Origin of the sequence: Flavonifractor sp. An92 (genome assembly GCF_002159175.1) — a bacterium.
Lineage (GTDB): Bacteria > Bacillota > Clostridia > Oscillospirales > Oscillospiraceae > Pseudoflavonifractor_A.
Genome location: NZ_NFGZ01000037.1, coordinates 1 through 24,844, shown reverse-complemented (window position 1 = coordinate 24,844; position 24,844 = coordinate 1). Strand labels below are relative to the sequence as shown.

The 24,844-nt window shown below is 67.0% G+C and carries 16 protein-coding genes; all 16 read left to right on the top strand.

Annotated features, from left to right (window positions below; genetic code table 11):
- The first annotated feature begins 101 nt into the window (after positions 1–101).
- From B5G43_RS15715 to B5G43_RS17895, 16 genes are read left to right on the top strand one after another with little or no spacing between them, the layout of a single operon-like run.
- Entirely contained in the window at positions 102–902 is an 801-nt protein-coding gene (locus B5G43_RS15715) for a hypothetical protein (RefSeq protein WP_158097449.1), read from the top strand.
- Positions 903–932: 30 nt separating this feature from the next.
- The gene (locus B5G43_RS15710; RefSeq protein WP_087263016.1) at positions 933–1,625 is read left to right on the top strand and encodes a hypothetical protein; all 693 of its coding nucleotides are present in this window, start codon (positions 933–935) and stop codon (positions 1,623–1,625) included.
- Positions 1,626–1,641: 16 nt separating this feature from the next.
- Positions 1,642–2,709: a contractile injection system protein, VgrG/Pvc8 family gene (locus B5G43_RS15705; protein ID WP_087263015.1), complete on the top strand. Its 1,068-nt coding sequence runs from the start codon at positions 1,642–1,644 to the stop codon at positions 2,707–2,709.
- Positions 2,706–3,488 (top strand): phage baseplate assembly protein V, encoded by a 783-nt coding sequence (locus tag B5G43_RS15700; RefSeq protein WP_087263013.1) that lies wholly within the window; start codon positions 2,706–2,708, stop codon positions 3,486–3,488. The genes B5G43_RS15705 and B5G43_RS15700 overlap by 4 nt, the downstream gene beginning before the upstream one ends.
- Positions 3,489–3,507: 19 nt before the next feature.
- On the top strand, positions 3,508–3,927 hold the full coding sequence (locus tag B5G43_RS15695) for a GPW/gp25 family protein (protein WP_087263011.1): 420 nt from the start codon (positions 3,508–3,510) through the stop codon (positions 3,925–3,927).
- Positions 3,928–3,944: 17 nt separating this feature from the next.
- Complete coding sequence (locus tag B5G43_RS15690; protein WP_087263009.1) at positions 3,945–6,959, top strand: baseplate J/gp47 family protein; 3,015 nt, start codon at positions 3,945–3,947, stop codon at positions 6,957–6,959.
- A 25-nt stretch (positions 6,960–6,984) separates the two neighbouring features.
- Complete coding sequence (locus B5G43_RS15685; RefSeq protein WP_087263007.1) at positions 6,985–9,087, top strand: putative baseplate assembly protein; 2,103 nt, start codon at positions 6,985–6,987, stop codon at positions 9,085–9,087.
- A gap of 12 nt (positions 9,088–9,099) precedes the next feature.
- Entirely contained in the window at positions 9,100–10,251 is a 1,152-nt protein-coding gene (locus tag B5G43_RS15680; protein WP_087263005.1) for a phage tail protein, read from the top strand.
- Positions 10,252–10,269: 18 nt separating this feature from the next.
- Positions 10,270–12,024, top strand: coding sequence for a hypothetical protein (locus B5G43_RS15675; protein ID WP_087263004.1), 1,755 nt, complete (start codon positions 10,270–10,272; stop codon positions 12,022–12,024).
- 30 nt (positions 12,025–12,054) lie between these two features.
- Positions 12,055–12,936: a hypothetical protein gene (locus B5G43_RS15670; RefSeq protein WP_087263002.1), complete on the top strand. Its 882-nt coding sequence runs from the start codon at positions 12,055–12,057 to the stop codon at positions 12,934–12,936.
- A gap of 33 nt (positions 12,937–12,969) precedes the next feature.
- On the top strand, positions 12,970–14,889 hold the full coding sequence (locus B5G43_RS15665) for a hypothetical protein (RefSeq protein ID WP_087263001.1): 1,920 nt from the start codon (positions 12,970–12,972) through the stop codon (positions 14,887–14,889).
- Positions 14,890–14,903: 14 nt separating this feature from the next.
- A complete protein-coding gene (locus B5G43_RS15660) occupies positions 14,904–15,473 on the top strand; it encodes a DUF4255 domain-containing protein (protein ID WP_087262999.1) in 570 nt (189 codons plus the stop codon).
- Between the two features lie 6 nt (positions 15,474–15,479).
- The gene (locus B5G43_RS15655; RefSeq protein WP_087262997.1) at positions 15,480–16,292 is read left to right on the top strand and encodes a hypothetical protein; all 813 of its coding nucleotides are present in this window, start codon (positions 15,480–15,482) and stop codon (positions 16,290–16,292) included.
- 25 nt (positions 16,293–16,317) lie between these two features.
- Positions 16,318–19,053, top strand: coding sequence for a HAMP domain-containing protein (locus B5G43_RS15650; protein WP_143382888.1), 2,736 nt, complete (start codon positions 16,318–16,320; stop codon positions 19,051–19,053).
- A gap of 28 nt (positions 19,054–19,081) precedes the next feature.
- The gene (locus B5G43_RS15645; RefSeq protein ID WP_087262994.1) at positions 19,082–22,534 is read left to right on the top strand and encodes an S-layer homology domain-containing protein; all 3,453 of its coding nucleotides are present in this window, start codon (positions 19,082–19,084) and stop codon (positions 22,532–22,534) included.
- Between the two features lie 21 nt (positions 22,535–22,555).
- Positions 22,556–24,688: an AAA family ATPase gene (locus B5G43_RS17895; protein ID WP_087262992.1), complete on the top strand. Its 2,133-nt coding sequence runs from the start codon at positions 22,556–22,558 to the stop codon at positions 24,686–24,688.
- The last annotated feature ends 156 nt before the right edge of the window (positions 24,689–24,844 follow it).

Genomic DNA, 24,844 nt, shown 5'->3' with positions numbered 1-24,844 from the left:
GCTCTCCGGAAACAGTGGTCCAAACCTCGGAGCGGACACAAGACCGGAGGATTGAGCGAGCAAGCGCCCGAGTTCTGGGGCGACTAACGCGGGAGCGTTCGGTGCTGCCAGTGACCCGTTGGCAGACAGTTCCGGGCGAACAGATGGTGTTCCGCCAGGAGACGGTACGTGAGAGTTCCCCGGAAAGACTGGTCCAACCTTCGGAGCGGACGCTGGACCGGACATTCGAACGTGAAAGTGTCCAGGCTCTGGAACGACTGACGCGGGAGCGTTCGGTGCTGCCGGTGACCCGCTGGCAGACAGCCCCGGGCACGCAAATGGTTCTCCACCAGGAGACCGTACGACGTGAGGGTCGGGAGTTGCCGGGCCGCACGCGGGAGCGAACGGTGGAGCGGGAGGCGGAACGACACCGCGCCTTGTACCAGGAATACCGCCTTCAGCTTCGGACGCAGCGGGAGATCACGGCCACGGCGAAAGGACGGTTACAGCCCTTCCGTGCGCGTCTGGAACCCTTGCCGCCCCAGCCGGAGGACAGTCCGTCCTTCCCCGAGCGGGAGGAGCTGGCCCTGCGGCGGGAATCCGCTGGCCGGGAAGCGGTACAGGAGACGGCCCGCCGCTGGGCGGAGCGGAGCACGGAACAGGTCATCCGGCGGCAGGCCCCAGAGCTGCAATTCCTCCGCCGCCAGGATCAGGTCCGCTCCCAGGCGCTGGAGGAGCAGAAGCGGGACCTGAAACAGCTGCGGGAGCAGATGGAACAGCAGGAGAAGCTGGTGCGCCAGGCCATGGAGCGGACCCTGCCCGGGCAGCCGCCGCCGGGTCAGATCCGGGATCTGGCCCGGGCGGTCATGAAGGAGATGGAGCAGCAGCTGCGCTTGGAGCGTCAGCGGCGGGGGCTCTTTTAGAGCCAGGTCAGGTGAGAGGAGGAGATACCTATGGCGCTGGAGAAAGCGGTGCTGCTGGTGGAGACCGAGAGCGGGGAGGAGCGCCTGCCGGTGCAATTCAACCCGGCGGAGTACAATCTCTCGGAGAGCGTGAACTATTCGGAGAAGAATGTCCCCGGCTTTCCGGGCCCCATCATTCAATTCCTGTCGGGGGCGTCCACCACGCTGAACCTCTCCCTGACCTTTGATACCTACGACACGCCGGAGAGCGGCGTGCGGGAGGTGCAGGCCTCCGCGGAGCTGGGGGACGCGAAGCCCCACACCCCCACCGACGTGTCCCTGCTCACCCGCAAGGTGGCCAGGCTGGTGCAGATCGACGGCACCCTCCACCGGCCGCCCACGGTGACTTTTTCGTGGGGCGCCATCCACTTCAAAGGGGTGGTCACCGACCTGAAGCAGACCTACACCATGTTCATGCCCAACGGCATGCCGGTGCGGGCGCGGGTGGAGCTGACGCTGAAATCGGTCACCGACGTGGCCAATCAGAAGAAGGAGAGCCCCTTTGAATCCCCCGACCGGACCAAATACCGCACGGTCCACCAGGGGGAGCACCTGTGGAATCTGGCGGTCCAGGAGTACGGAGACCCGGAGCTGTGGCGGTTCATCGCCAAAGAGAACGGACTCATGGATCCGCTGGACCTGCGGCCGGGCCAGGTGCTGAAGCTGCCGGCCCTGCCGCGCTGAGAGAGGAGAGTGGCCCATGGGCCTGATGGACGGAAGCTATTCCTACGCCGACCTGGTGCGCAAGTACGACCAGTTCCGGGTGCCGGTGGGGCGGCTGAAGATCGACGGCAAGGAGCTGGGGGACGGCGTGGGCGTGGAGAGCATCAGCGCCTCCCTCTCGCTGGAGAAGGCCTCGGCGGTGTCCTTCCGGGTGGTCGGCGCCTATGACCGCAAAAGCAGCGGCTTTCGCTCCTCGGTGAAGTCCACGCTGAAGCTGGGCAGCACCGTGAGCCTGTCCCTGGGTTACGGGTCCAGTCTCACCGAGGTCTTTCAGGGCTATATCAGCGGCGTGGGGGTGGACTTTTCCGACGATCCGGTGCTGGAGGTCACAGCCATGGACATGCGGGGCCTGATGATGGAGGGCACCAGCCGGAACGAGGTCCATGTGGTCACCACCTACTCGGCCGCCTTCCAGGCGGTGATGGAGCGCTACAAGGTCCTGTGTACCAAGCTGTCGGTGGACGCCACCGACGCCGACGAGATCACCCAGATTGCCCAGACCACCTCGGATTATGAGTTCGTGAACTCGGTCCTGGCCCGCCGGGCCAACCGGGAGTTTTTCGTGCTGGCCGACACGGCCTATTTCCGGGAAAAGGGCAAGGTGACCGCCCCCATCGTCACCCTCGACTGGGGGGAGGGCCTGATGACCTTCTCCCGCAGCTCCCTCTATCAGAATCTGAAGATCACCGTCATCGGCTTCGACCCGGAGAACAAGGAGGCGGTGAAGGCCCAGGTGGAGGAGAAGGCCGACGAGGCGCAGAAGGCGGTGGGGGCGGCCCATGAGACGGTCATCACCGACCCCGACGCCCAGGAGGAGAAGAAGGCCCGCAAGCGGGCGGAGAAGGAGGCGCTGGAGCGCAAGCGCCGGGCCCAGAGCGGCTCACTGAGCTGTGTGGGCCTGCCGGAGCTGGTGCCGGGGCGGTTCGTCGCCGTCAAGGGGCTGGACCCGGACCTGGATCTGGACTACTACATCCAGGAAGTCCGCCACGAGCTGAACGGCGGAGGATTTTCCACCACCCTGGAGATCGGAGGTTGGGACGGATGAGCCTGTATGACGAGCTCTTCGAGAAGGGGAGCAACCAGTTCAAGGGACATACCCCCATCATGTACAGCGTCACCACCGGCAAGGTGGTGGCCAACTGGGACAAGAAGCACCCGGGTATGGTCCAGGTGGAGATCTTCCTGGGCGAGGAGGGGAAAAACCGCACCGACTGGGTGCGGGTGGCCCAGCCTTATGCCGGAAAGGGCTATGGAAACTACTTTCTCCCCGAGGTGGGGGACGAGGTGGTGCTGGCCTTCAACCTGGGGGACCGGGACCACCCCATCGTCATCGGCAGTCTCTGGAACCAGGTGGACACCATCCCGGAGGACACGGCGAAGGAGAAGAACGACGTCAAGCGCCTGCGCACCAAGGGGGGCCACGAGCTGGTCTTTACCGAGGAGAGCGGCAAGGAGACCCTGACCCTCCACACCCCCGGCGGGCTGACCCTCCAGATGGACGACAAGGCCAAGAGCGTCACCATCCAGGACAAGGACGGGAAGAACCTGATGACGGTGGACGGGAAAAACGGCGCGGTCACCGTGACGGCAGCCAAAAAGATCACCCTGGACGCGGGCAGCGGCTCCCTGGAGCTGGACGGGCAGGGGAAGAAGGCCACCCTCAAGATGGCCACCATCAACATCCAGGCCGATCAGACCCTGAACCTGAAGGGGCAGAGCGTGAAGATGGAGGGGAGCATGATGACGGTCTCCTCCTCCGGCAATCTGGAGGCCAAGGCCAGCGGCATCCTGACCTTGAAGGGGTCCATGACCCAGATCAACTGACCGAAAGGGGAGAAGCGCGATGGAATACCGCGACACCGCCCGGGATTTTCTGGGCGTGGGCTGGAAGTTCCCGGTGGAGGTGGACCCGGTGACCGGCCGGGTGCGGACCGCCTCCTCGGAGGAGAACATCCAGGAGTCGGTGCGCCTCATCCTTCTGACCGGTAAGGGCGAGCGGATGATGCACCCGGAGTTTGGCTGCGACCTGCGGCGGTACCTCTTCGGTGTGGTGACCTATACCGCCTGTACCCAGATGGCCCAGGAGGTGCGGCAGGCCCTTATCCGCTGGGAGCCCCGCATCCGGGACATTGAGACCTATGTGGAGCTGGACCCCGCGGACAGCGCCCGGGTGCTGGTGCACATCTCCTATGTGGTGCGCGCCACCAACAACCCCTACAATCTGGTCTACCCCTATTACATCAACGAAGGCCTTGAGGGCTGAGACGGGAGGGAAGTAACATGGCGATCCCGGAGATCGACCGCCGCAGCGGAGAGGACATCCTCCGCGCCATCGCGGACCTGGCCCGGTCCTATACGCCGGAGTGGCGCTTTGACCCCTCCGACCCGGACCTGGGCACCGCTCTGGCCATGATCTATGCCGAGCTCTTCTCTCAGACCCTCAAGCGCTTCAACCGGGTGCCGGAGAAGAATTTGGCCGCCTTTTTCAGCGGGATCGACGCCCGGCTCCTGCCCGCTCTGCCCGCCGAGGGCTATGTCTGCTTCGACCTGGCCGGAGAGGTGGAGGGCGGCGCGGAGGTGCGGGCGGGCACGCCCCTGCTGGCCGACGCGGCGAACGAGCCGGGCAGCACCGTCTTTGAGACCACCGACGACATCCTGGTCACCGCCGCCCGGCCGGAGTGCATCTACACAGTCTGCGGCGGGGCGGACGCCATCGTGCGCAGCTGGGACCGCCGGGCCGGGGAGGAGTGGGAGCCCTTCTACCTCTTCGACTGGCGGGGCGAGAACCTGCAGCGCCATGTGCTCTGCCTGGGGCACGAGGGCGTGCTGGAGGTCAGCGGCGGCGCGGGACTGGCGGTAGAGCTCACCCCCGGCCACCAGCGGGAGCTCCCGCGGGCGGTGGGGGAGGCCCTCACCGACAATGCACGGGCGGTGTGGGAGTACAGCTGCGGCGGGAGCTGGCAGCCCTTCGCGTCCTGCACCCTGGACGGGAACCGGGTGCTTCTGGAGCTGGGGGAGCACCAGCTCCCCCTGATCCCGGCGGAACAGGAGGGACTGGAGCGGCGGCGCTGGGTGCGCCTGCGGCTGCGGGAGGGGGCACAGGTCCCCCGGGAGGCTCTGCGCCTGGTGCGGCTGTCCGCGCGGAATGAGAACCTGCTGCCCGACCTGGTCCACGCCGCGGGAGCCGACCAGGACGTCCACGAGTTCTACCCCTTCGGCCAGCAGCTCATCCCCTTTGCCGAGGCCTATTTCGGCTGCAACGAGGCCCTGGTCAAGCGGGGTGCCCTCATTGAGATGACCTTCAACCTGGATTTCGCCGCCATCCCGCTGGACTACCAGCCCGGCCAGGACGCGGTGAACTGGAAGCTCATCATGAAAAAGAGCGATTTCCGCCTGGACGAGGAGTACGACGTGTCGGTGCAGGAGGTGCTCTGGGAGTACTTCAACGGCAGCGGCTGGGCCAGGCTCTTCCCCGACCGGCGGGAGAGCGACGTGTTCCAGGCCTCCATGGGGGCCCTGGGCCAGCGGCGGACCATCCGCTTCCGCTGTCCGGAGGACATCCAGCCGGTGCTGGTCAACGCCTCCACCGGCTACTTCATCCGGGCCCGGGCCCTGCGGATCCAGAATCTCTACAAGCTGCGGGGGCACTACATCGTCCCGGTGATGGAGGGCCTGCGCTTTGCCTATCACTATGACGGCCACGGCCCGGTGCCCGAGGCCATCCAGATGGAGAACAACCGGGAGACGCGGGCCTTCTCCGGCTCGGCGCTGCGGGGCGAGGCGGCGGTGTTCCAGCCCTTTTCCTTCCTGGAAGAGGAGGGGTGCGCGCTCTACTTCGGCTTTGACGCGCCCCCCGCCGGCGGGCCGGTGAAGCTCCTCTTCCTGCTGGAGGAGACCCTGCGGGACAAGCCCGGCCGCCTGCGCTGGGAGTACTGGGGCGCGCGGGGCTGGGAGAGCCTCAATGTGGTGGACGAGACGGAGAACCTGCGTCAGAGCGGCATTTTGACCCTGATGACCACCGGGACCTTTGTCCGGACCGCGCTGTGGGGGGAGGACCTCTACTGGCTGCGGGCGGTGGACGAGGAGGGGCGGTATTTCGGACGCGGCGACGCGGTGCAGCTGCCCCGGCTCTCGGGCCTTTATAGGAATGCCGTCCGGGTGCGCAACGTGGCCACCCAGCCGCCCCAGCGCTTTTTCATCGAATCGGAGCAGAAAAACCACGTCTGCCACCTGCTCCAGGGCCAGATCCACCGGGCTGAGGTGTGGGTGGACGAGCACAGCTCCCTGCTGCCCCGGGAGATGGAGGAGCTGGACCGGGCGGGCCGCCTGCGGCTGGTCCGGGACAAGGCGGGCCTGGTGGAGGAGGCCTGGGTGCTCTGGGAGGAGCGGGAGGACTTCCACCTCTCCGGCCCGGAGGACCGGCACTATACCCTGGACCCCAATGAGGGGCTCATCCGCTTCTCCGACGGGGTGCATGGCCGCATCCCGCCCACCGGCCGGAGGGAGACCATCGAGGTGCGTTGCCGCACCGGCGGCGGCACGGTGGGCAACGTGCCCGCCGGGGCCATCAACCGCTCCAGCCGCTCGCTGGGCTTCGTCAACCAGATCTGGAACCCGTGCCCCACCTCCGGCGGGTGCGACCAGGAGACCTTCGACCAGGCGGTGGCGCGCAGCGGAGCCGCCCTGCGCCACGGCGGGCGGGCGGTGACCGCCCGGGACTTCGAGTCCCTGGCGCTGGAGTCCACCCGCAGCATCGTGCGGGCCAAGTGCTTCACCAACCGGGACGACACGGGCGCGCCCCGCCCGGGCTGGGTGACGCTGGTGGTGCTGCTGCGGGATGGGGAGACCAGCGGCACGCTGATGCCCACCATCCGCAGCCGGGTGCTGGACTACATCACGGCGCGCTGCGGGGGCAATCTGGCGGCGCTGGAGCATTTCCATGTGGTGCAGCCCCAGTTTCTGGAGCTGTGCGTGAAGGCGGAGCTGACGGTGGGCGATTTCAACCAGGTCTTTGCGGTGCGGGAGGAGCTGCGCCGCCGGCTGGACGCCTTTCTGGACCCGCTGGAGGGCAATTTCGACGGCAAGGGCTGGGCGGTGGGGCGCATCCCCAACGTCACCCAGCTGCGCAACTGCCTCAACGGGGTGCGGGGAGTGACCTTCCTGCGCAGCGTGTCGGCCACGGCCTTTCTGGAGACCGGCTTCGGTCGGGCCGAGGTGGACCTGGAGGATGTACACGACATGCCCTTCGCCCTGCCCCGCAGCGGCGCGCACACGATCCTGATCACAGTGGAGTAACAAGGCAAACCAGGAGGTGACAAACATGCTGCCCATCCCGGAGTTGGATGACGAGCGATTCCGTCAGATCGCGGAGCAGGCCCGGAGCATGATCCCGCGTCTGTGCCCCGGCTGGACCGACCACAATGATCACGACCCCGGCATCACCTTCCTGGAGCTCTTTGCCTTCCTGAAGGAGAGCCAGCAGTACCATCTGGACCAGATCGGGCCCCGGAACCGGCAGAAATTCCTCAAGCTGCTGGGCGGCGTCCGGCAGGAGCGCTCGCCCGCCCGGACCTGCGCGGCGGTGTGGGCCCGGACGGATGGGGGAGCGGGGCTGCTGCCCCGGGGGACCCGGCTGCTGGCGGGGGACATCCCCTTTGAGACCGAATGCGCGGCGGACCTGTCGGGAGGCCGCCTGACGGACGGCTTCGTCTGGGACGGGGAGCGCCGCTGGGGCTTTCAGGCCCGGTCCGGCGGCAAGCTCCGCCTGGAGCTGCTGGGCCGGGAGGCCGCGCCCGGGAGCGCCTGCTATTTCCGCTTTGACCGCCCGTGGAGCGGGGCGCTCCCCCTGCGGCTCTACTTCTGGGTGAGCCAGGAGTGGCCGGTGGCGCGCAACCCGGCGGACGGAGCGTTCCGCCCTCTGGCGGAGCTGCGCTGGGAGGTGCTGGACCGGACGGGCTGGCGGGCGCTGACGGTGGAGGAGGACCAGACCAGGGGGCTCCTCTTCACCGGCGCGGTGGTCCTCACCGGCGGCGGGCCCTGCCCCTGGGCGGACGCGCCGGAGGAGGCGCGGAGCTTTCTGGAGCGCCCGGGCGCGTGGCTGCGGGTGCGGGTGGAGCGGGGCGTCTACGACGTGCCCCCTGTGGTCACCGGCGTCAGCGACGCCATGGTGCCGGTGTGCCAGCGGGAGACCGACGCCCTGTGCAAGCGCCTGACCCTGCGGGGTGGCCGGGCGGAGGACGATTCTCTGCTGGCCGCGGCGGGGGAGTACGCGGTGTACCGGCCCGGCCAGGGCGGCACCTGGCAGCGCTGCGAGGGCGTCGTCCGGACGGCCCGGCCGGGGGGCGGCGGCATCTTCACCGTCCCCGGCGCGGGAGAGGAGGAGGTCCTTCTCCTCCTGTGGAGGCCGGGCTTTGCCCGGGGCCTGGGCGTGGGGGACGGCTTCCCCGGCCAGAGCTATGCGCTGCCCGGCAAGGGCCAGCTGGCGGAGGACCTTCAGCTCCTCATCGCCGAGCCGGACCAGCCCGGCGTGTGGAGCCTGTGGGAGCGGGTGGAGGACTTTGACGCCTCCGGCCCTGAGGACCGGCACTACCTCCTGGACGAGGCGGAGGGCACCGTGTCCTTCGGCGACTGTGTCTGCGGCATGGCCCCCGAGGGGGAGATCCTCCTGGCGGGGCACGCGGTGACCCTGGGCCCCGGAGGCAACGTGAAGGCCGGACAGGTGGCCGCGCTGGACGGGGCGCTCTCCGGCGTGGACGTCCGGGCGGTGGCGGTGACCAACCCGGACGACGCCTCCGGCGGACGGGACCGGGAGAGCATCGAGGACTGCCAGCTCCGGTGCCGCCGTCAGATGCGGCGCAGCGACCGGGCGGTGACCTATGCCGACTACGAGCGCCTGGTGCGCGCCGCCCCCGGGCTGATGATCTCCAACTGCAAGGCGGTACCGGTACAGCGCCTGCCCCGGCCCGACGGCAGCCTGGAGGAGAACTGCGTCACGGTGGTGGTGGAGCCCTACTCCCTCCGCCGGGAGCGGACGCTGAGCCCGGCCTACACGGACAATATCCTGCGCTATCTGGAGGACCGGCGGATGCTAGGCACCAAGGTGAAGCTCCTGCCGCCGGCCTATGTGAACATCACCGTCTACGCCGAGATCCTCTCCCAGCCCCACTATGTGGACGCCCGGGAGCGCATCCAAGCGGCGGTGGCCGACTTCTTCCAAAAGGGCTGGGAGTTCGGCGCGCCGGTGCGGTACAGCGTGCTCTACGGTATCATCGACACCCTGGACTGTGTGCAGGGGGTGGAGGCGCTGACCATCGACGCCCAGGGCAAGGGCATCTCCCGGGGGATCAACGGAGATGTGCTCCTGCCCTACAACGCGCTGGCGGTGCTCAAGTCCGCCAGCTATCAGGTACGGCCTGGGGAATAAGGGGGTGAGGCCTTGAAGCGGCCGCAGAAGTACTTTGTATTCAACAAGACCTCGGATTTCAGCCGGGGCTGGGGGGAGAACATCACCTGTCTGGGCGATCGGATCTGCCTCCCGGACGGCGCGGAGCGCGGCGTCTTTTGGTCCCGCCTGCTGGACAGCCGGGAGAAGGACACCGTCTGGCACCACCTGACCCTGGAGTGCGTGAGCCGGGGGACAGCTTCGGTGCGCTTTGACTTCTACTGCGCGCCCGCCCGCACCGCGGTATGGCACGGCGCGGCGCGGGACCTGGGGGAGCTGCTGGCCGACCCCGCCCTCACCGACGAGGACCGGCGGCAGCTCAGCGAGCCGTGGCTCGCCCGCACCGCCCTCTCCCCCCGGGACATCCTGCTCCACGACCTGACGGGGCAATACCTCTGGTTCCGGGTGGAGCTCACCGCCCAGGGGGGCGAGTCCCCCGTGGTGGGCAATCTGAAGCTCCGCTTTCCCAAGGAGACCTGGATGCAGTACCTGCCGGAGGCCTACCAGCCCCGGCCGGGGGAGAGCCCCTTCGTGGAGCGGTATCTGAGCATTTTTCAGTCCCTGTACAGCGATCTGGACCAGGAGATCCGGGACGTGGCCCGGTGTCTGGACCCGGACGTGGTGGAGGGCGCGTATCTGGAGTGGCTCTCGGGCTGGCTGGACGTGGAGGACCGCTACCTCTGGCCGCAGGAGAAGCTGCGCACCCTGGTGCGGCGGGGCATGGAGCTCTACCGCATCCGGGGCACCCGGCAGTATGTGGTGGAGATGGTGGAGCTCTACACCGGCCACACCCCCTGGGTGGTGGAGCACAGCGACATCGAGCCCTTTCTCACCGACACGGGGCGGGCATCGCTGCTGAAGGAGCTCTACGGCGAGAGCCCCTATATGGTCACCCTCATCCTGGAGAGCTCGGCACTGGAGAGCACCGAGGCCTATAAGGCCCTGCTGCGCATCATCGACAACGCCCGGCCCGCCTGGGTGGAGGTGAATCTGGTGGTGCTCACACCCTATCTCTTTCTGGACAAATACAGCTATCTCGGCATCAACAGCACTTTGGACCGGTACCGGCCGCTGCATCTGAACGGCAGCTCGGCGCTGCCCTTCACCCGCCTGGGCGGGGAGGGCGAGCAGGTGCTCTCAACTTAAAGAAGGGCGGAGAGGACATTGAAGAATCTGAACTACTTTCCCTTTGCGCGCAGCCGTTACTTCTACGGCAAGCTCCTGACGGTGGACGACTTTGAGACCGAGCAGAAGTACATGAACGACAAGCGCCGCATGGTCAACCGCTTCCTCCACGGCAGCGGCGTGGTGTGCGGCATGAACGTGGTGCGGGTGGATGACCGGACCATCTCGGTGGAGATGGGCCTGGCCCTGGACTTTGCCGGGCGGGAGATCGTGGTGGACGCGCCGGTGATCCGCAAGCTGGACATGATCGACGGCTACGACGAGAGCGCCGGGGAGGACGGGTACCTGTACCTGTGCATTGAGTACGCCGAGGAGGACACCGAGCCGGTCCACAGCATCGCCGGCTCCGCTGCCCGGGGCACCGGCGAGGTGGAGTACAACAAGGTCTCCGAGGGCTACCGCATCTTCTTCACCGCCCAGGAGCCGGAGCACGAGGGCTTCACCACCGCCAACCACTACCGGGACACCAAGACGGTGTACTGGGGCAACGGCATCCGCATCAAGCAGTGCCTCAACCGCTTCCTCACCGCCGGCGGGGAGGCCGTCCTCACCGTGCTGGTGGAGAACATGGGTCAGCAGCAGTCCTTCGCCTTTGACTACGACGTGGCCCTCACCTGCCTGGAACACGAGGGGAAGGACCGCCTTCGGGTCCACTTTGACGAGAAGGACTTCCCCAAGGCCGGGCGCTACCGTCTGGACATCCCCCTCAAGGCACTGGACGTGCGCAGCGCGGAGGGCGGTGCCCAGGTGGTGTCCGACAGCCTGAGCCTGACAGTGGGGGGCCGCGGCGTGGCCGCCCAGGCGGCGGGGGGCAACCTGTGCCGGGTGCTCTCCGGCAGCGCCGAGGGCGCGGTGATGGACCAGTATTACCGCACCGCCATGGAGGACATCGTCCGCAACACCTACCAGCAGAGCATCTATCTGGCCAAGATCTCCCTTATCCAGGCGGGGCCGTCCTACTACATCGAGAGCGTGGAGAACATGCCCTTCCGGCAGTATGTGTTCAACGGCTCCCTGTCGGCGGCCATGAACGACCTGATCCTGGCCAAGCTGGACCGGCTGGAGAAGGAGCGCCCCGGCGCGGCTCCCGCCCCGGCGGCGGCCCCGGCTCCGGCGGCGCTGCGCAGCGTGGCCTCCGGCTCGGTAGTGGTGAATCTGGGCATCGGCGGCGTGGAGGGCCAGCGCTTCTTCTCCCAGGAGATCGCCCACGGCTTAGGCCTGGGTCCGGTCCACATCGGGTTGGGCACGGCCTGGGACATCCACGACGATTCGCCCATCGTCTGCGGCTCCCCCGAGGTCTTTGACGAGGAGGGGGGCGAGGTCCACGCCGAGCTTGCCGCCAAGGTGGATGTGACCAAGGGCACCTTCGTGGTGGGTCTGCGGCTGACCGCACCCACCTCGGCCCGGCATGTGCGCATCCACTGGACCGCCGTGCGGGACACGAAGGAGGCGGTCCACGACCGGGAGCAGCGGCGCATCTTCATCCGGCCCGACGTGTGCGAGCTGGAGGTGCGGGAGACCTGCTACTTCCAGACCATGTTTGAGAACGTGTCCGACCAGCGGGTGCGCTGGAGCGTGAAGGAGCCCCAGGGGGGCGAGATCGACGAGAACGGCATGTACACCGCCCCCAGCACGGTGGGCGTGTACGAGATCGTGGCCGAGAGTCTGGCCCATCCGGAGCTGCGCGCCTCCACCTATGTGGTGGTGCGGGACCCGATGCAGGCCGAGGGCTAAGACCGGCATGTGGGAACAGGAGGTGTGGAGATGATCGTCCGGACGATGGACCAGCGCTTTGCCGTCCTGCGGGTGCTCCGCAGCGGCACGGACGAGGAGATCTATGTCTGTCGGGACCTGAACGACCCCGGAGGGGAGCTGTGTACCCTGGCCCGCTTCCGCAATCCGGCGCTCAACCGCTATCTCCTGCCCATGCTGGCCCGGCAGCAGGAGAACCCCGCCTTTGAGGATTTTTTAGGCCTGTTCAGCCGGGACGGGGACCTCTACGCCCGCTTTCGGTACAGCGAGGCGCCCTTTCTGTCCCAGCGCCTGGAGGCAGGGGACTTCGGCTTTGAGGAGCGGCTGGTCATCGGCGGGAACCTGCTGGAGCGGATGACGCTGCTGAACATGCCCGCGCCCCTCCAGTTCGAGGCCCTGCGGGAGCGCAACGTCACCGTGGACGACAGCCTTCAGGTGCGCTTCAACTACGTGCTGGAGTCCATGACGGCCTGCTACAACGTGGACATGGGCTTCGTGTGCGTCCGGGTAGGGGAGCTGCTGCGGGTGCTCTTCGCCCCGGAGCTGGAGGCCAGGGGCGTGCCCGAGCTGGAGGAGTACCTCCAGGCGCTGGACCTGGCCAAGTACAGCAGCTATCTGGAGCTCTACCGGGCCTATGACGGGGTGCGCGCCGCCCTGCGGGGGCGGGTCCAGAACGGCAAGGTAGAGCCGGACACCTGGCTTTTCCGGCTGTGGGGCCGCATCAAGGAGCTGCGGCGGTTCGTCAAGCCGGTGCTGGGCGGGCTGGTGCTGGTGGCGGCCTTCTGTTATCTGGTGTACACACTTCTGGTGCCCGCAACGCCCACCGGCACGCCGGTGCGGTTCGACGCCATCGGTACCGTAGAGATCCAAAGCGCCCAGACGCCCGGCTCATAGCGCCCGGCGTGCCGGGAGAGAGGGGAAACGACCATGCGCTTTACCAAGGATACCAGTCTCATCCAGGTCCTGAAATACAGCAGCCAGCGGCTGGCCCGGATCATCTCGGTGCCGGTGACCAACGGCTACCGGAAGCTGCGCCAGGTGCTCAACCCCAACGGCTTCACCACCCGGGTGATGGCCGATGTGCGCAAGGGCAGCAAGGAGCTCATTCAGGGGAAGCCTCAGTCTCTGAAGGACTACTTCTCGGTGGGCAACTACTACATCGCCAAGAAATTGGTGTTCCTGGTGGGGCTGCTGGTCCTGGTGGTGCCGGTGATTTATCTGAAATTCCTGCACCCGGTGATCCGCTCCAACTTCCTCACCACCACCATGGTGGTCAACAGCCTGGAAATGGCGGGCTACAACGGGAAGGTGGAGCTGCTCTCCAGCCGGGGCGGCACCGTGCTCTACCGGGGGCCCCTGGTGGACGGGCGCATCACCGGCGACGGCAAGCTCTACGACTACGAGGGCAATCTGGTCTACCAGGGGGGCTTCCTCCTGGAGCAGTATGAGGGCAGCGGCCAGACCTTCTGGCCCAACGGAAACCCCTGCTACATCGGCACCTTCGCCTCCAACCAGTACGAGGGCCGGGGCAAGCTCTACGCCGAGAACGGCACGCTGATCTACGAGGGCGACTTTGTGGCGGGCAAGTACGAGGGGAGCGGCACGCTCTACAACGAGGACGGGACCATCCTCTATGAGGGCGAGTTCAAGGCCGGACTGTACGAGGGGCAGGGCACCCTCTACCAGGACGGCGCGGTGCTCTACACCGGCACCTTCGCCTCCGGCGAGATGTCGGGCAGCGGCAAGCTCTACGCCGGGGACCTGGTGATCTATGAGGGCGAGTTTGCCGGCGGGACCTTTGAGGGCGCCGGCAAGGAGTACGACCCGGTGGAGGGGCGGCTCCTCTACGACGGCTCCTTTGTGGCCGGAAAGTACGAGGGTGAGGGCCGCCAGTTCGACGCCGACACCGGCGCGCTGGTGTACGAGGGGACCTTCTATCAGGGCCAGCGGGAAGGCGAGGGCAAGGAGTACGACCCCGAGACCCAACTGCCCCGGTATGAGGGCGGCTTCAAGGCCGGGCGCTACGACGGCGAGGGCACCCTGTACGACGAGACGCTGGGCGTGCCCATCTATAAGGGCGGCTTCCGCCTGGGCGTCTACCACGGCACCGGCACGGAGTATGACCCGGTCACCGGCTTCGTCACCGCGGCGGGCGAGTACCGCAACGGAAAGCTGGTGGAGGTGGGCGCTGACGGCACCGTCACCGGCGAGGTCACCGCCCCCAGCCTGCCCCCGGAGGAGACTGGCGGGGAGAGCGGCGGCGAAGGCGGCACTGAGACCGGCGGAGAAACCGGCAGCCAGACCGGAGGCGAGACGGGGGGCCAGACCGGAACGGAAACCGGTGGCCAGACCGGCACCGGCGCGGTCTACCACGGACCCACCACCGCGGACGGCGGCATCGATTACAGCGCTCTGGCCGGCATGTCGCTCAGCGAGGCCAAGGACCAATTCTCCGGCGGCGGAGACAACTGGACCCTGGCCGACGGCCAGGCCACGGTGTACAGCGACACCACCGACGGCATCGGAGTGACCATCCGCGCCGACAGCGGCGGCAACGTGATCAGCGTGGACGTGTGGAACGACGCACCGGTGGCGGGCGCCACAGTGGGCATGACCCAGTCGGAGCTGACCGCCGCCTTTGGGAGCCCCACCCAGACCGGGAAGGCCACCATGGGGGAGAGCCGGATGATCTCCATCAGCCAGTCCAACCGCTATTTCGGACGCCTGACCAACCTCTCGCCGGAGAGCCAGGTCACGATTTATACCTATGAGACCGACGCGGGCACCGTCCAGGCGGTCTTTGCCGGCAGCTCGGGGCAGTGTCTGCTGCTGGAAGTGCTGCCATAAGAGGGGGAGAGGACATGGGAAACTATACCGTCATCGCCGACGTGGGAGCGGCGCTGGTGGGGCTGCTGCGGGAGAATCTGTGCCCCGACGTCATCCTCAGCCCGGACAACATCGGGCTCTGTTCCCCGGAGGACAAGGGGGACATGATCCTGGGGCTCCACCTGTACGACGTGCGGGAGAGCGAGGAGCTGCGGGCCACCCAGATGGTGGATCTGGGGCCCGGGCGGCAGCGCTTTCCCTCCACGTTCCTGACGCTGTCCTACATGATCACCGCCTATTCCAAGGCGGATGTGAAGCACCGAGCGGGGGAGGACCAGCGCATCCTGGGCAAGGTCATCCAGACCTTTGAGGACCATGCGGCGCTGAGTGCCGAGACCCTGGCCCCGGTGCCCCGGGCCACGGGGAACGATCTGCGCATCCGGATGCTCTCGCTGGAGCTGGAGTCCCAGCAGCGGATCTGGAACGTGCCCAACCAGGCCTACCGGACCTCGCTCTTCTACCGGGTGGGCCCGGTGGAGCTGGAGTCCGGCCGGACCCGCGAGGTGCAGCGTGTGGTGGATCTGGATCTCACGATAAAGGAGTAGTGGGCCATGCGGTACGAATGGAACGGCAGCGGCATCGAGCGGGTGCGCCTGCGCCGGCATGTGACGGCGGCGGTGCTGGTCATCGACGACTTCAGCGGCAGGCCCATCACCGCCCCTGACCTTACGGTGACGGCGGCACAAGTGCTGCGCAAGCCGGTGCGCAAGGGAGACGGCTACTTTCTCTTCCTGGACTGTGAGGATCCGGTGCTGGACCTCACCGCCCGGGCCTGGGCCTACCACACGGCGGAGACCCGGGTGGAGGTGGGGCAGCTTTCGCCGCTGCACCCGGTGGTGAAGCTGCGCCTGACCCCCAACCGCAATTACAGCATCCCCAGCCAGACCACCTGTCTGGAGGGGCGCGGCGCGCCGGGCACGGAGGTACGGGTCCTGTGTGAGAACGACCCCCGGCCCCTGCGCCTGCTGTACGACTATGCCCCCTCCGGCGTGCTGGATGGGCGCTTCCTCCAGCTCTACGACCCATCGGGCTCCGACTGGGAGGGGCGGCTCTTTGCCCTCCGGCGCAAGGGAGAGGGGGAGCTGGAGTATTTTCAGGTCCGCAGCACTGTGGACGGGGAGGAGGGTGGCTGCCTGCTGGCTGCGCCTCTGTCCCGGGGCTGCAAGAAGGCGGGGGCCACGGTGTTTCCCGTGTCGGCGGCCCGGGCGGATGAGAAGGGCGCTTTCTTCATCCCCCTGCGGACCATGGCCGTGAAGGCCTATATCTGCCGCGTCCTCTCCCGCGCCCCCGGCGGGGACTGGGAGGAGCGGTCCCTGGAGCTGGAGCCCGGACGGGTGACCCGGCTGGACCTGCTGGGCGGCTGAAACCTGGAAGGCGGTGTTGTACCACATGCTATCGGTAAAAACGAAACGGCGGCTCATCGCCGTGCTTATCCTCTCCCTGGCCGCGGCGGCCGCGCTGGGCTGGTGGGGGGCGTCGGTGCCCTTTCAGCAGGTGATCGCCACCCTCCCCGCGGGGGAGACCATCTACGGCATCGACCGGGGCGAGGACCAGTTCCGCTTCTTCCAGACCGACGAGAGCGGCGCGCTGCTGGAGGAGATCCGCCGGGACGTGCGGGACGGCAGCGCTTACCGCTCCTATGACTGTCTGGTCCGGGACGGGGACGCGGTCTATGTCCTGGAGCGGAAGGCCGACATCGTCAGCGATCTCATTTTGTCGGAGACGGTGTACTACTGCAACTTTGCGCAGGGGCGGCTGGAGGCGGTGTGGGAGCTCCCCGTGGAGGACAATACCCAGGACAACAACCTGGCCATCCAGGTGCGGGACGGGGTGCTCTACTGCTTCCGCACGGATTACACCGGCAAGACTGCCACGGCCCGGCTCTACAAGGCCATGGAGGGCAGCGACCTCATCGAGGTGGTGGCCTTTGAGACCGACATCGGCGTGGGCTTTACGGATTTTTACGCCAGCGCGTCGGGCAAGGTGGCCTTCACCACGCCAGCGGGCGAGATCTACGTCTTTGAGCCGGGGGAGGAGCCCGAGGCGGTGTTCCCCCGCACCGAGGGCGAGCCGCTGCTTCTCTTTGCCGACGACGGAGCGGACGGGCTGTACGCCGCCGGTCCGGACGGACGGGTGTACCGGATGGACCTGAGCGGTACCGGCAGGGCAGTCTATACCTTCGACCGGGCGGAGCGGGAGATCCCCGACCGGGGGATCAGTGCTGTGGCCTTTGACACGGATGGGACCTGTACCGCCGCCGTCTCGGACGGCAGCGTGCTGGGGATCTTCCGGGAGAGCGGGGCGGTGACCCTGGAGAAGCTGAACGCCCCGGCGGGGCACATCGCCCTGCGGGCATTGCTGGGCTTCCTGACGGTGTGGGCGCTGGCAGCGCTGGTCTATCTGGCGGCGCGGGTCTTCCTGCTGCTGACCCGGGGCAAGGTGCCCATCGTCACCAAGCTCCTGTGCGCCTTCCTGCCCATCCTCATTGTGAGCCTGGTGGTGGTGAACGCGCTGGTCAACGCCATCTTCCGGCAGGAGCTGGTGGACGGTCAGTACGAGCGGCTCTATCTCCTGACCAGCCAGCAGACCGCCACCCTCAATACCACCTATATCAAAGAGATCGATACCACCGACGCCTTCGACAATGTCTACTTTTACGAGATCCGCTCGGCCCTCAACGTGCTCCCCAACCAGGGAGAGATTCACCGGCCCTCGGGCGGCACCCAGGAGGTCTACAACTCCAATTACTTCTGGCTCTACAAGCTGGAGGGGGAGCAGCTGGTCTCCCTCATCTGTGAGCAGGACTATGTGGGCGTGCCGGTGGAGGCCCGATACAGCGCCGCCGTGGCGGAGGAATTTTACCAGGTGGCGGAGACGGGGGAGACCATCCGCACCTCCTTCCGGGACAATCTGGGCACATGGACCATCCTCCTGACGCCGGTGCTGGACAAAAACGGGGACGTGGTGGCCGTCATTGAGACGGGGGACACCCAGCAGTCCCTGGACTACGCCGTGGAGCAGGGGGCCCGTACGCTGACGCTGGTGAATCTGTCGGTGCTGGCCGTGCTGGCGGTGCTGCTGTCGGCGGTGATCGCCTACTCGCTGCACCCCCTGGGCATCCTCAAGCGCCGGGTGCAGGAGATCAGCGACGGCAACCTGGGGGTCCAGGCGCCGGAGCGGGGCCGCGACGAGGTGGCGGAGATCACCCGCGCTTTCAACGCCATGAGCCGCAGCGTGGCCTTCCGGGATAAGGAGATCCGCATGACCAGCGACGGCTATTCCCGCTTCGTGCCTGCCCGGGTGTTTGACCTGCTGGAAAAGTCCAGCGTCATCGACGTGCGCCTGGAGGACCAGACCAGCGTGGAGGCCACGGTGCTCAACTGCTCGGTGGGGGCGTTTGACGATATCGCCCGGAGCCTGCGCTCCAGGGAGATGTTCCGCCTCATCAACCAGGTTCTCTCCCGGCTGGTGCCGGTGGTGGATGCCACAGGGGGCCTGGTGGACCGCTTTGACCGGGCGGGCCTGCTGGCCATCTACACCGAGCGGCCAGACCGGGCCCTGGACGCGGCGGTGCAGCTGTGCCAGACCCTGCGCCCGGCCCAGCTGGAGGAGGCGGAGGGGCAGGACCTGGCGTTCCACGTCACCCTCAGCGCCGGCCCGGCCATGATTGGCATCGTGGGCGCGGAGGAGCGGCTGGAGGCCATGACTATCTCCGAGCACACCAGCTTCACCAGCTTCCTGCGCCCCCTGGCGGTGCGCTACGGGGCCAGCGTCCTCATCACCGGTAGCGCGGCGGCCCTCATCCCCGATTTCGAGACGCGCTACCACGCCCGCACCATCGGCTTTGTGCAGATGCGCACTCTGGACCGGCTGGAGCGGCTCTACGACGTGTACGACGGGGACGACGAGCTCACCCGCCAGCGCAAGGAGGAGACCAAGGCCCAGTTCGAGCGGGGCGTGGCCCTCTTCTGTTCCAAGGAGTATTACGACGCCCGCCTGCTCTTCATCGAGGTGCTGAAGAAGCACCGCCAGGACCAGGCGGCCAAGCACTATCTCTATCTCTGCGACACCTATTACCGCGAGGAGAACGGCGGGGAGCACCCGGTGTGGCTGGAGAGCTATTGATCGACTTGCAACCAATCAGGAGGTGCCTATGAAACACGAACGCAACGCGGCCCGGAGCCGGCGCATCCCGCAGCGGGGGCTGGCTCTGGCCCTGGTCCTGGTGGTCCTCCTGACGGGGCTGGTTCTGTGGCTCTCCTATCTGAACGCCGGAGCGGCGGAGCACTACCTGGTGACCGTGGACGGGGACGGGACCTATGTGGAGATCAACGGCGAGCGGATTCCCGTCTCCCCGGTGGATGATATCCCGGATATGAATGAGGGAGGATGGCTGTGGCAGGTCCAGTCGCTGACGGTGGGGGAAGAGCAGGACACCTACCAGGATGAGGCCGGAAACTGGTACTATCCGGACACCGGGGATACCTGCACCCTCACCCTGAAGGCAGTGGACGCCGGCGGCGAGACAGGCCTTCTGCTGGCGCCCACCGAAGTGGGCGGAGATTCCACGGTGCTCTCCTGTACCGTCGCGGCGGATGGGACTGTCCTGGAACTGAGCGCCTCCTCCCTGGATGGCTTCTCGGTCAGCAGCATCCAGGCCAAAGACGTGCCCGACGAAAACGGCGTGGTCGAGAATGATACCTACTATACGGATCGGTATTACTATCAGACGGCCAGCGGCCTGTTTGCGCAGATGCCGCAGCTGCGTATCGAGGAACCTATGGTAGACGACTTTGCTGACGGGCAGCTGTATGGGCAGAGTACCGAGGGGACGTCCCTCTTCTACGGCTGGTTCGTACCGGGCGAGCTGGAACTGACGCTGGCCGACGACTATATCTTTGTGACGGATGTACCTCCGACAGTCACAGATGGTAAGAACAATTCTGCCTCTGTGTCGTTCCGGGATGAGCATACCCTGGTGCTGAGCAGCACCGACTGGACCGGCGTCACCGAGGTACAGATCACGGGCCTGAGCACGGCGGCCCTCAACGGCACCGTGGAGGAGGTCACCGGATCGGAGGACTGGCTCTATCCTGTGGGGGCGGAATTTGCGGGCTGGACGGTCATCGCGGACGGGACCATCTACCAGGACGCGGCGGGGAGCCAGTATGTCCCCACCGGCACCTACAACCTGACCCTCAAGCGGGAGGGGTACTGGCTGCCCACGGAGGGCACGTCCCTGTACAGCACCCGCTTTGAGAGCGGGACTACCCTCATCTACACCGGCGTCACGGTGACGGAGAGCGGCGGACAGGCCGTCCTTCCCATCACACCGCCCACCGTAGAGGCGCAGAGCGCGCCGGACGGGAGCAGCCGTTATGCGGCCCAGGGTATGGACGGGGACTGGTATTACAGCCAGGACGGCGCTCTGTTTGAGACCATGCCGGTGCTGCGGATGGAGCGAGTTCCCAATGGGAGCATTTCCTCCGAAGACCTCTATGGCCTGTACTTCCGACAGGTAGACGGAGATTACGCCTTTGGCCAGTTTGTCCCCGGCACAACGGTGACGCTGGCCGCGGCGAGCGGATATGGCTTCGGGCCTGATCACGCGGTCCGGAACTATCCGGATGCGGTCACGGTGACCGACGCCCGGACCATCACCATCGACACCAGCGGCATGGAGGGGGAGGGCGAGGTGACCATGGACATGGACATCCGGGAGGATATCACCATCACCTTTACCTCCAACGATTACTTCTCCACCCAGGTGGACTACGAGGCGGTCTCCAGCGTCCAGTGGCCGCAGGGCGTGGACCTGGACCTCTCCTTCCACGCCGATTCCGGTCTGTACCAGGTGGACTGGCCCGCGGCCATCACCGGCGCTACGGTCTCCGTTGCCGACACGGGCGGCGGCCCGGCGGAGCCCCTGGACATCGATCTGACGGTGAATGAATACGGCGACGCCGTGCTCCCCGGCGACGTCCTTACCGGAGACTGCACCATCACCTTCACGGTGCATGAAGATGCCTTTATCCGTCTGGTCACGGTGCCGGAGACGAGCGGGGCGGGCTATACCCTGACCTGTACCAGAGGAGCGGTGCCCGGGGAGCCGGGCAGCATCTCGCTGCGTCTGACGGTGGACATTGCATACAGTGAGTCCACCCCGGTGCTGACGCCGCCGGAGGGGTGGTCCATCGACTATATGGGCAATGAGATGAACCTGTGGTGGTACATCACCATGGTCTACGGCGACGGCGAGACCGACCCCGTCCCGGCCGACCCCATGGAGCTCACCGTGGGCGTGTCCGGCATCGTGTCCAACGACCCCGGCGGCGGGGGCGGCGGAGGTGGAGGCGGCGATTCCAGCCCGGACCCCTCGCCCAGTCCCACCATCCGGGTGGAGAACGAGCTGGACGAGGAGAACGCCAGCAGTGACACCCGCCTCTGGCCCGCCCACACGGTGGAAGAGGACGGCGTGAGCATCACCACCGTCACCGACGAGGAGCTGGAGGCCCTCCTGGAGCTGGCCCGCAAGCACGCGGAGGACGCCGAGCAGCTGGAGGGCGACGGCTACAAAGAGGGGACCATCGTCATCGAGGATCTGGACCCGGAGCACCCCTGCAAGACCTACATTCTGGACCTGACCGGGCCGCAGTTCCAGCGCATCTCCCAGGAGGACTGGGACCGCTTCACGGTGGAGACACCGGCGGGGGCCATGAGCCTCTACGGGGCCACCATCCAGGAGACAGCGGCAGAGGAGGGCGCGGTGCGCTTCCGGCTGGACCGGCTGGAGCATGAGGGCCGCCCTGGCGTGGACGCCACGCTCCAGGTGGACGGCAAGGAGCGGACGGCCTTTGAGGAGGCCTACGGTGTGCGCCTGTTCATCCCCTATACGCCCGAGGAAGGGGAGGATTTCAACGCCATCGCCATCGCGTACATCCACGAGGACGGCACTACCGAGCTGGTCAGCGAGAGCTATTATGACGAAGCCAAGGGCGGGGTGTATCTGTTCACCACCCACCTCTCCAAATTCGGCGTGGTCTACCGCCCGGCCTCCTTCTCCGACGTAGGTCCCGATCATTGGGCCAACCCCTATGTGACCTATCTGGTCTCCCGCGGGGTCATCAGCGGCGACTCCAGCGGGCTCTACCACCCCGACGACCCGGCCACCCGGGGCGAATTCCTCAGTCTGGTGGCGTCGGCGTTGTCGGCGGCCAATCTGCCCCAGCGGGCGGTGCAGGTCTACTCCGACGTGCCCACCACCTCCTATGTGGCCCGGCCGGCCAGCTGGCTGTATTTCAACAATCTGGGCGGGGGCGCCGTCAGCGGAGGGCGGTTCCGGCCCAACGAGGCCATCACCCGCCAGGATATGGCGGCCCTTCTGGGCAACATTTCCTCGGGCATCGGCCTGCGCCTGCGCTCCCGGGGCCTGGACACCGGGTATGTGGACCTGAACCAGGTGGCGTCCTATGCCACCGACTCGGTGGTGCGCCTGCGCGCGGCGGGCATTCTGGAGATGCCCAGCAACTATAAATTCAACCCCACCGCCACCCTGAACCGGGGTGAGATGGCCCAGATCGTGGCCACACTTCTGAGTAATCTCTGATTTTCAACGGAGGTGACGCCCATGGAACGACCCTTTGCCTCCCAGGAGGAGTACCTGGGGCAGGTGCTGGAGCTGTGCGCCCTGCGCCTGTCCCGTATGGAGGGGAACGCGGAGGAGCCCGCCTGGAAGGCCCAGCGCCTGGAGCGTACCCTCCGCCTGCGCAGCGAGGCCGCCCTGGACGCCGGGACGGTGATTGCCCTGGAGTATCTTTTCCGGGCCTATCAGCTCACCGACTTTGAGCGCCACTGCGTCTATCTGGCCCTGGCGCCGGAGCTGGACCGCTCCTTTGAGGGGCGCTTCGCCGCTTGCCAGGCCGACCGGGGGCAGCTGCCCAGCCTGGAGCTGTGCCTGCGGACCTTCACCGCCCAGCAGGAGCGGCAGCTGGCGCTGCTGGCCCGGTGGCGGGAGCGTCTGCCGGTGCTGGAGCACCTTTTCTGCGCCGGCTGCGGCGGGGCGGACGGCCGGGGAGACCAGTCGGCGGGGCTCAAGCTGGACCGGCGGGTCACGGCGTTTATCCTGGACTTTATGAGCGAGGAACCCGCCCTCATCGGCGCGGGAGAGCTCTTCTGGCCGGGAGAGCCCCTGCCGGAGCTGGTGCTCCATCGGGAGAAGCTGGCGCGGATGCTGTCCTTCGCCGGGGAACAGGGCAAGGGGACGCGGCTCCTGTTCTACCTGAAAGGGGAGAAGTTGTCCGGACGGCGGACATTGGCGCGGCATTTCTGCGAACAGACCGGGCGGCCCGCCCTGGTGGTGGATGTGGAGAGCCTGCTCCGGCGGGAGGGCGCGTGGGATGGGGTCCTGCGTCCCATCCTGCGGGAGACGGTGCTCCGCCGGGCGGCGCTGATTTTTACCGGGTTTGAGCACCTTCAGGACGCCGGGGAGGAGCCGCCCCCCACAGAGGGGGAGGGTCCCCGCCCTACCGCCCGGGAGCCGGTGAGCCTGACCGTGCACATCCGGCGGCTGCTGGAGCTTGCCGCCATGGCCACCGACGTGGTATTTCTCCTCTCGCCACTGCCGTGGCAGCCCCAGACCCCCTGCGCCCCCTGGGTGCGGGCCGAGCTGGAGCTGAGCGCCCCCGACGCCGGAGAGCGGCTCACCCTCTGGGAGCATGCCCTGTCCGGTGCGTCGCTGGGGGAGGGGGCGTCGCTGGAGTCGCTGTCCAATAAATTCGCCCTCTACCCCGGGCAAATTTCCGCCGCCGCGCAGGAGGCCAGACGCCTGCGGGACTGGGCAGGGGAGGAGTGCCTCAGCGACGACACGCTCCATCAGGCCTGCCGGTCCCAGCTCTCCCACACCCTGGGCAAGCTGGCCAGCCGGGTGAATGCCCAGTACACCTGGGAGGACCTGATCCTCCCGCCGGAGCAGAAGCGGCGGCTCCGGGAGGCCTGCGACCAGGTGGAGTTCCGCCGCCGGGTGTACGACCAGTGGGGCTTTGGCCGAAAGGTGGCCTACGGCCGGGGGGTGTCCATGCTCTTCAGCGGCCCGCCCGGTACCGGTAAGACCATGGCCGCCCAGGTCATCGCCAACCGGTTGCGGCTGGAGCTGTACAAGGTGGACCTGTCCGGCGTGATCTCCAAATATGTGGGCGAGACCGAAAAGCAGCTCAGCACGGTCTTTGAAGAGGTGAAGAAGAGCCAGAGCATCCTCTTCTTCGATGAGGCCGACGCCCTTTTCGGCAAGCGCTCCGAGACCAAGGACGCCCACGACCGCTACGCCAACGTGCAGACCTCCTTCCTCCTCCAGAAGATGGAGGAGTACGACGGGATCGTCATTTTGGCCAGTAACTTTCTCCAGAATTTCGACGAGGCCTTCAAGCGCCGTCTGAAATTCATCATTGATTTCACCCTCCCCGACCGGGACCGGCGGGAGCAGATCTGGCGCAGCGTCCTGCCGCCGGAGCTGCCCCGGGACGAGGACCTGGATTTCGACTTCCTGGCCCGCAGCTTTGAGCTCTCGGGCAGCAGCATCAAGAACATCGCCGTGGCGGGAGCCTTCCTGGCCGCGGCGGAGGGCGTGCCGCTGCGCATGACCCACCTGTTGCGGGCCGTCCAGGCCGAGCAGCACAAGGCGGGCAAGAGCGTGGGCCGGGAGGAATTGGGCGAGTATTATCACCAGGTACAGCAGGATCTGGAAGAGCGAACGAGACAGGAGTGATCAGTATGCCAGGAGTGTTTACCAAGATCAAAAACAAGATCAGAGGGCGCAGAACGCCTCAGGTGAGCGCAGCCCACCAGCCTCCGGCCCCGGATCCGCATGCCGCTGGCACCACACCGGACCCGAATCAACAGAATAGCCCTCCCCCACCTCCCC

What these genes read in the sequence shown, in the direction of transcription:
- B5G43_RS15650 (WP_143382888.1), top strand. Translation starts at nt 16,318, where the DNA reads ATGCTATCGGTAAAAACGAAACGGCGGCTCATCGCCGTGCTTATCCTC.
- B5G43_RS15710 (WP_087263016.1), top strand. Translation starts at nt 933, where the DNA reads ATGGCGCTGGAGAAAGCGGTGCTGCTGGTGGAGACCGAGAGCGGGGAG.
- B5G43_RS15645 (WP_087262994.1), top strand. Translation starts at nt 19,082, where the DNA reads ATGAAACACGAACGCAACGCGGCCCGGAGCCGGCGCATCCCGCAGCGG.
- B5G43_RS15665 (WP_087263001.1), top strand. Translation starts at nt 12,970, where the DNA reads ATGCGCTTTACCAAGGATACCAGTCTCATCCAGGTCCTGAAATACAGC.
- B5G43_RS15685 (WP_087263007.1), top strand. Translation starts at nt 6,985, where the DNA reads ATGCTGCCCATCCCGGAGTTGGATGACGAGCGATTCCGTCAGATCGCG.
- B5G43_RS15660 (WP_087262999.1), top strand. Translation starts at nt 14,904, where the DNA reads ATGGGAAACTATACCGTCATCGCCGACGTGGGAGCGGCGCTGGTGGGG.
- B5G43_RS17895 (WP_087262992.1), top strand. Translation starts at nt 22,556, where the DNA reads ATGGAACGACCCTTTGCCTCCCAGGAGGAGTACCTGGGGCAGGTGCTG.
- B5G43_RS15655 (WP_087262997.1), top strand. Translation starts at nt 15,480, where the DNA reads ATGCGGTACGAATGGAACGGCAGCGGCATCGAGCGGGTGCGCCTGCGC.
- B5G43_RS15690 (WP_087263009.1), top strand. Translation starts at nt 3,945, where the DNA reads ATGGCGATCCCGGAGATCGACCGCCGCAGCGGAGAGGACATCCTCCGC.
- B5G43_RS15705 (WP_087263015.1), top strand. Translation starts at nt 1,642, where the DNA reads ATGGGCCTGATGGACGGAAGCTATTCCTACGCCGACCTGGTGCGCAAG.
- B5G43_RS15700 (WP_087263013.1), top strand. Translation starts at nt 2,706, where the DNA reads ATGAGCCTGTATGACGAGCTCTTCGAGAAGGGGAGCAACCAGTTCAAG.
- B5G43_RS15670 (WP_087263002.1), top strand. Translation starts at nt 12,055, where the DNA reads ATGATCGTCCGGACGATGGACCAGCGCTTTGCCGTCCTGCGGGTGCTC.
- B5G43_RS15695 (WP_087263011.1), top strand. Translation starts at nt 3,508, where the DNA reads ATGGAATACCGCGACACCGCCCGGGATTTTCTGGGCGTGGGCTGGAAG.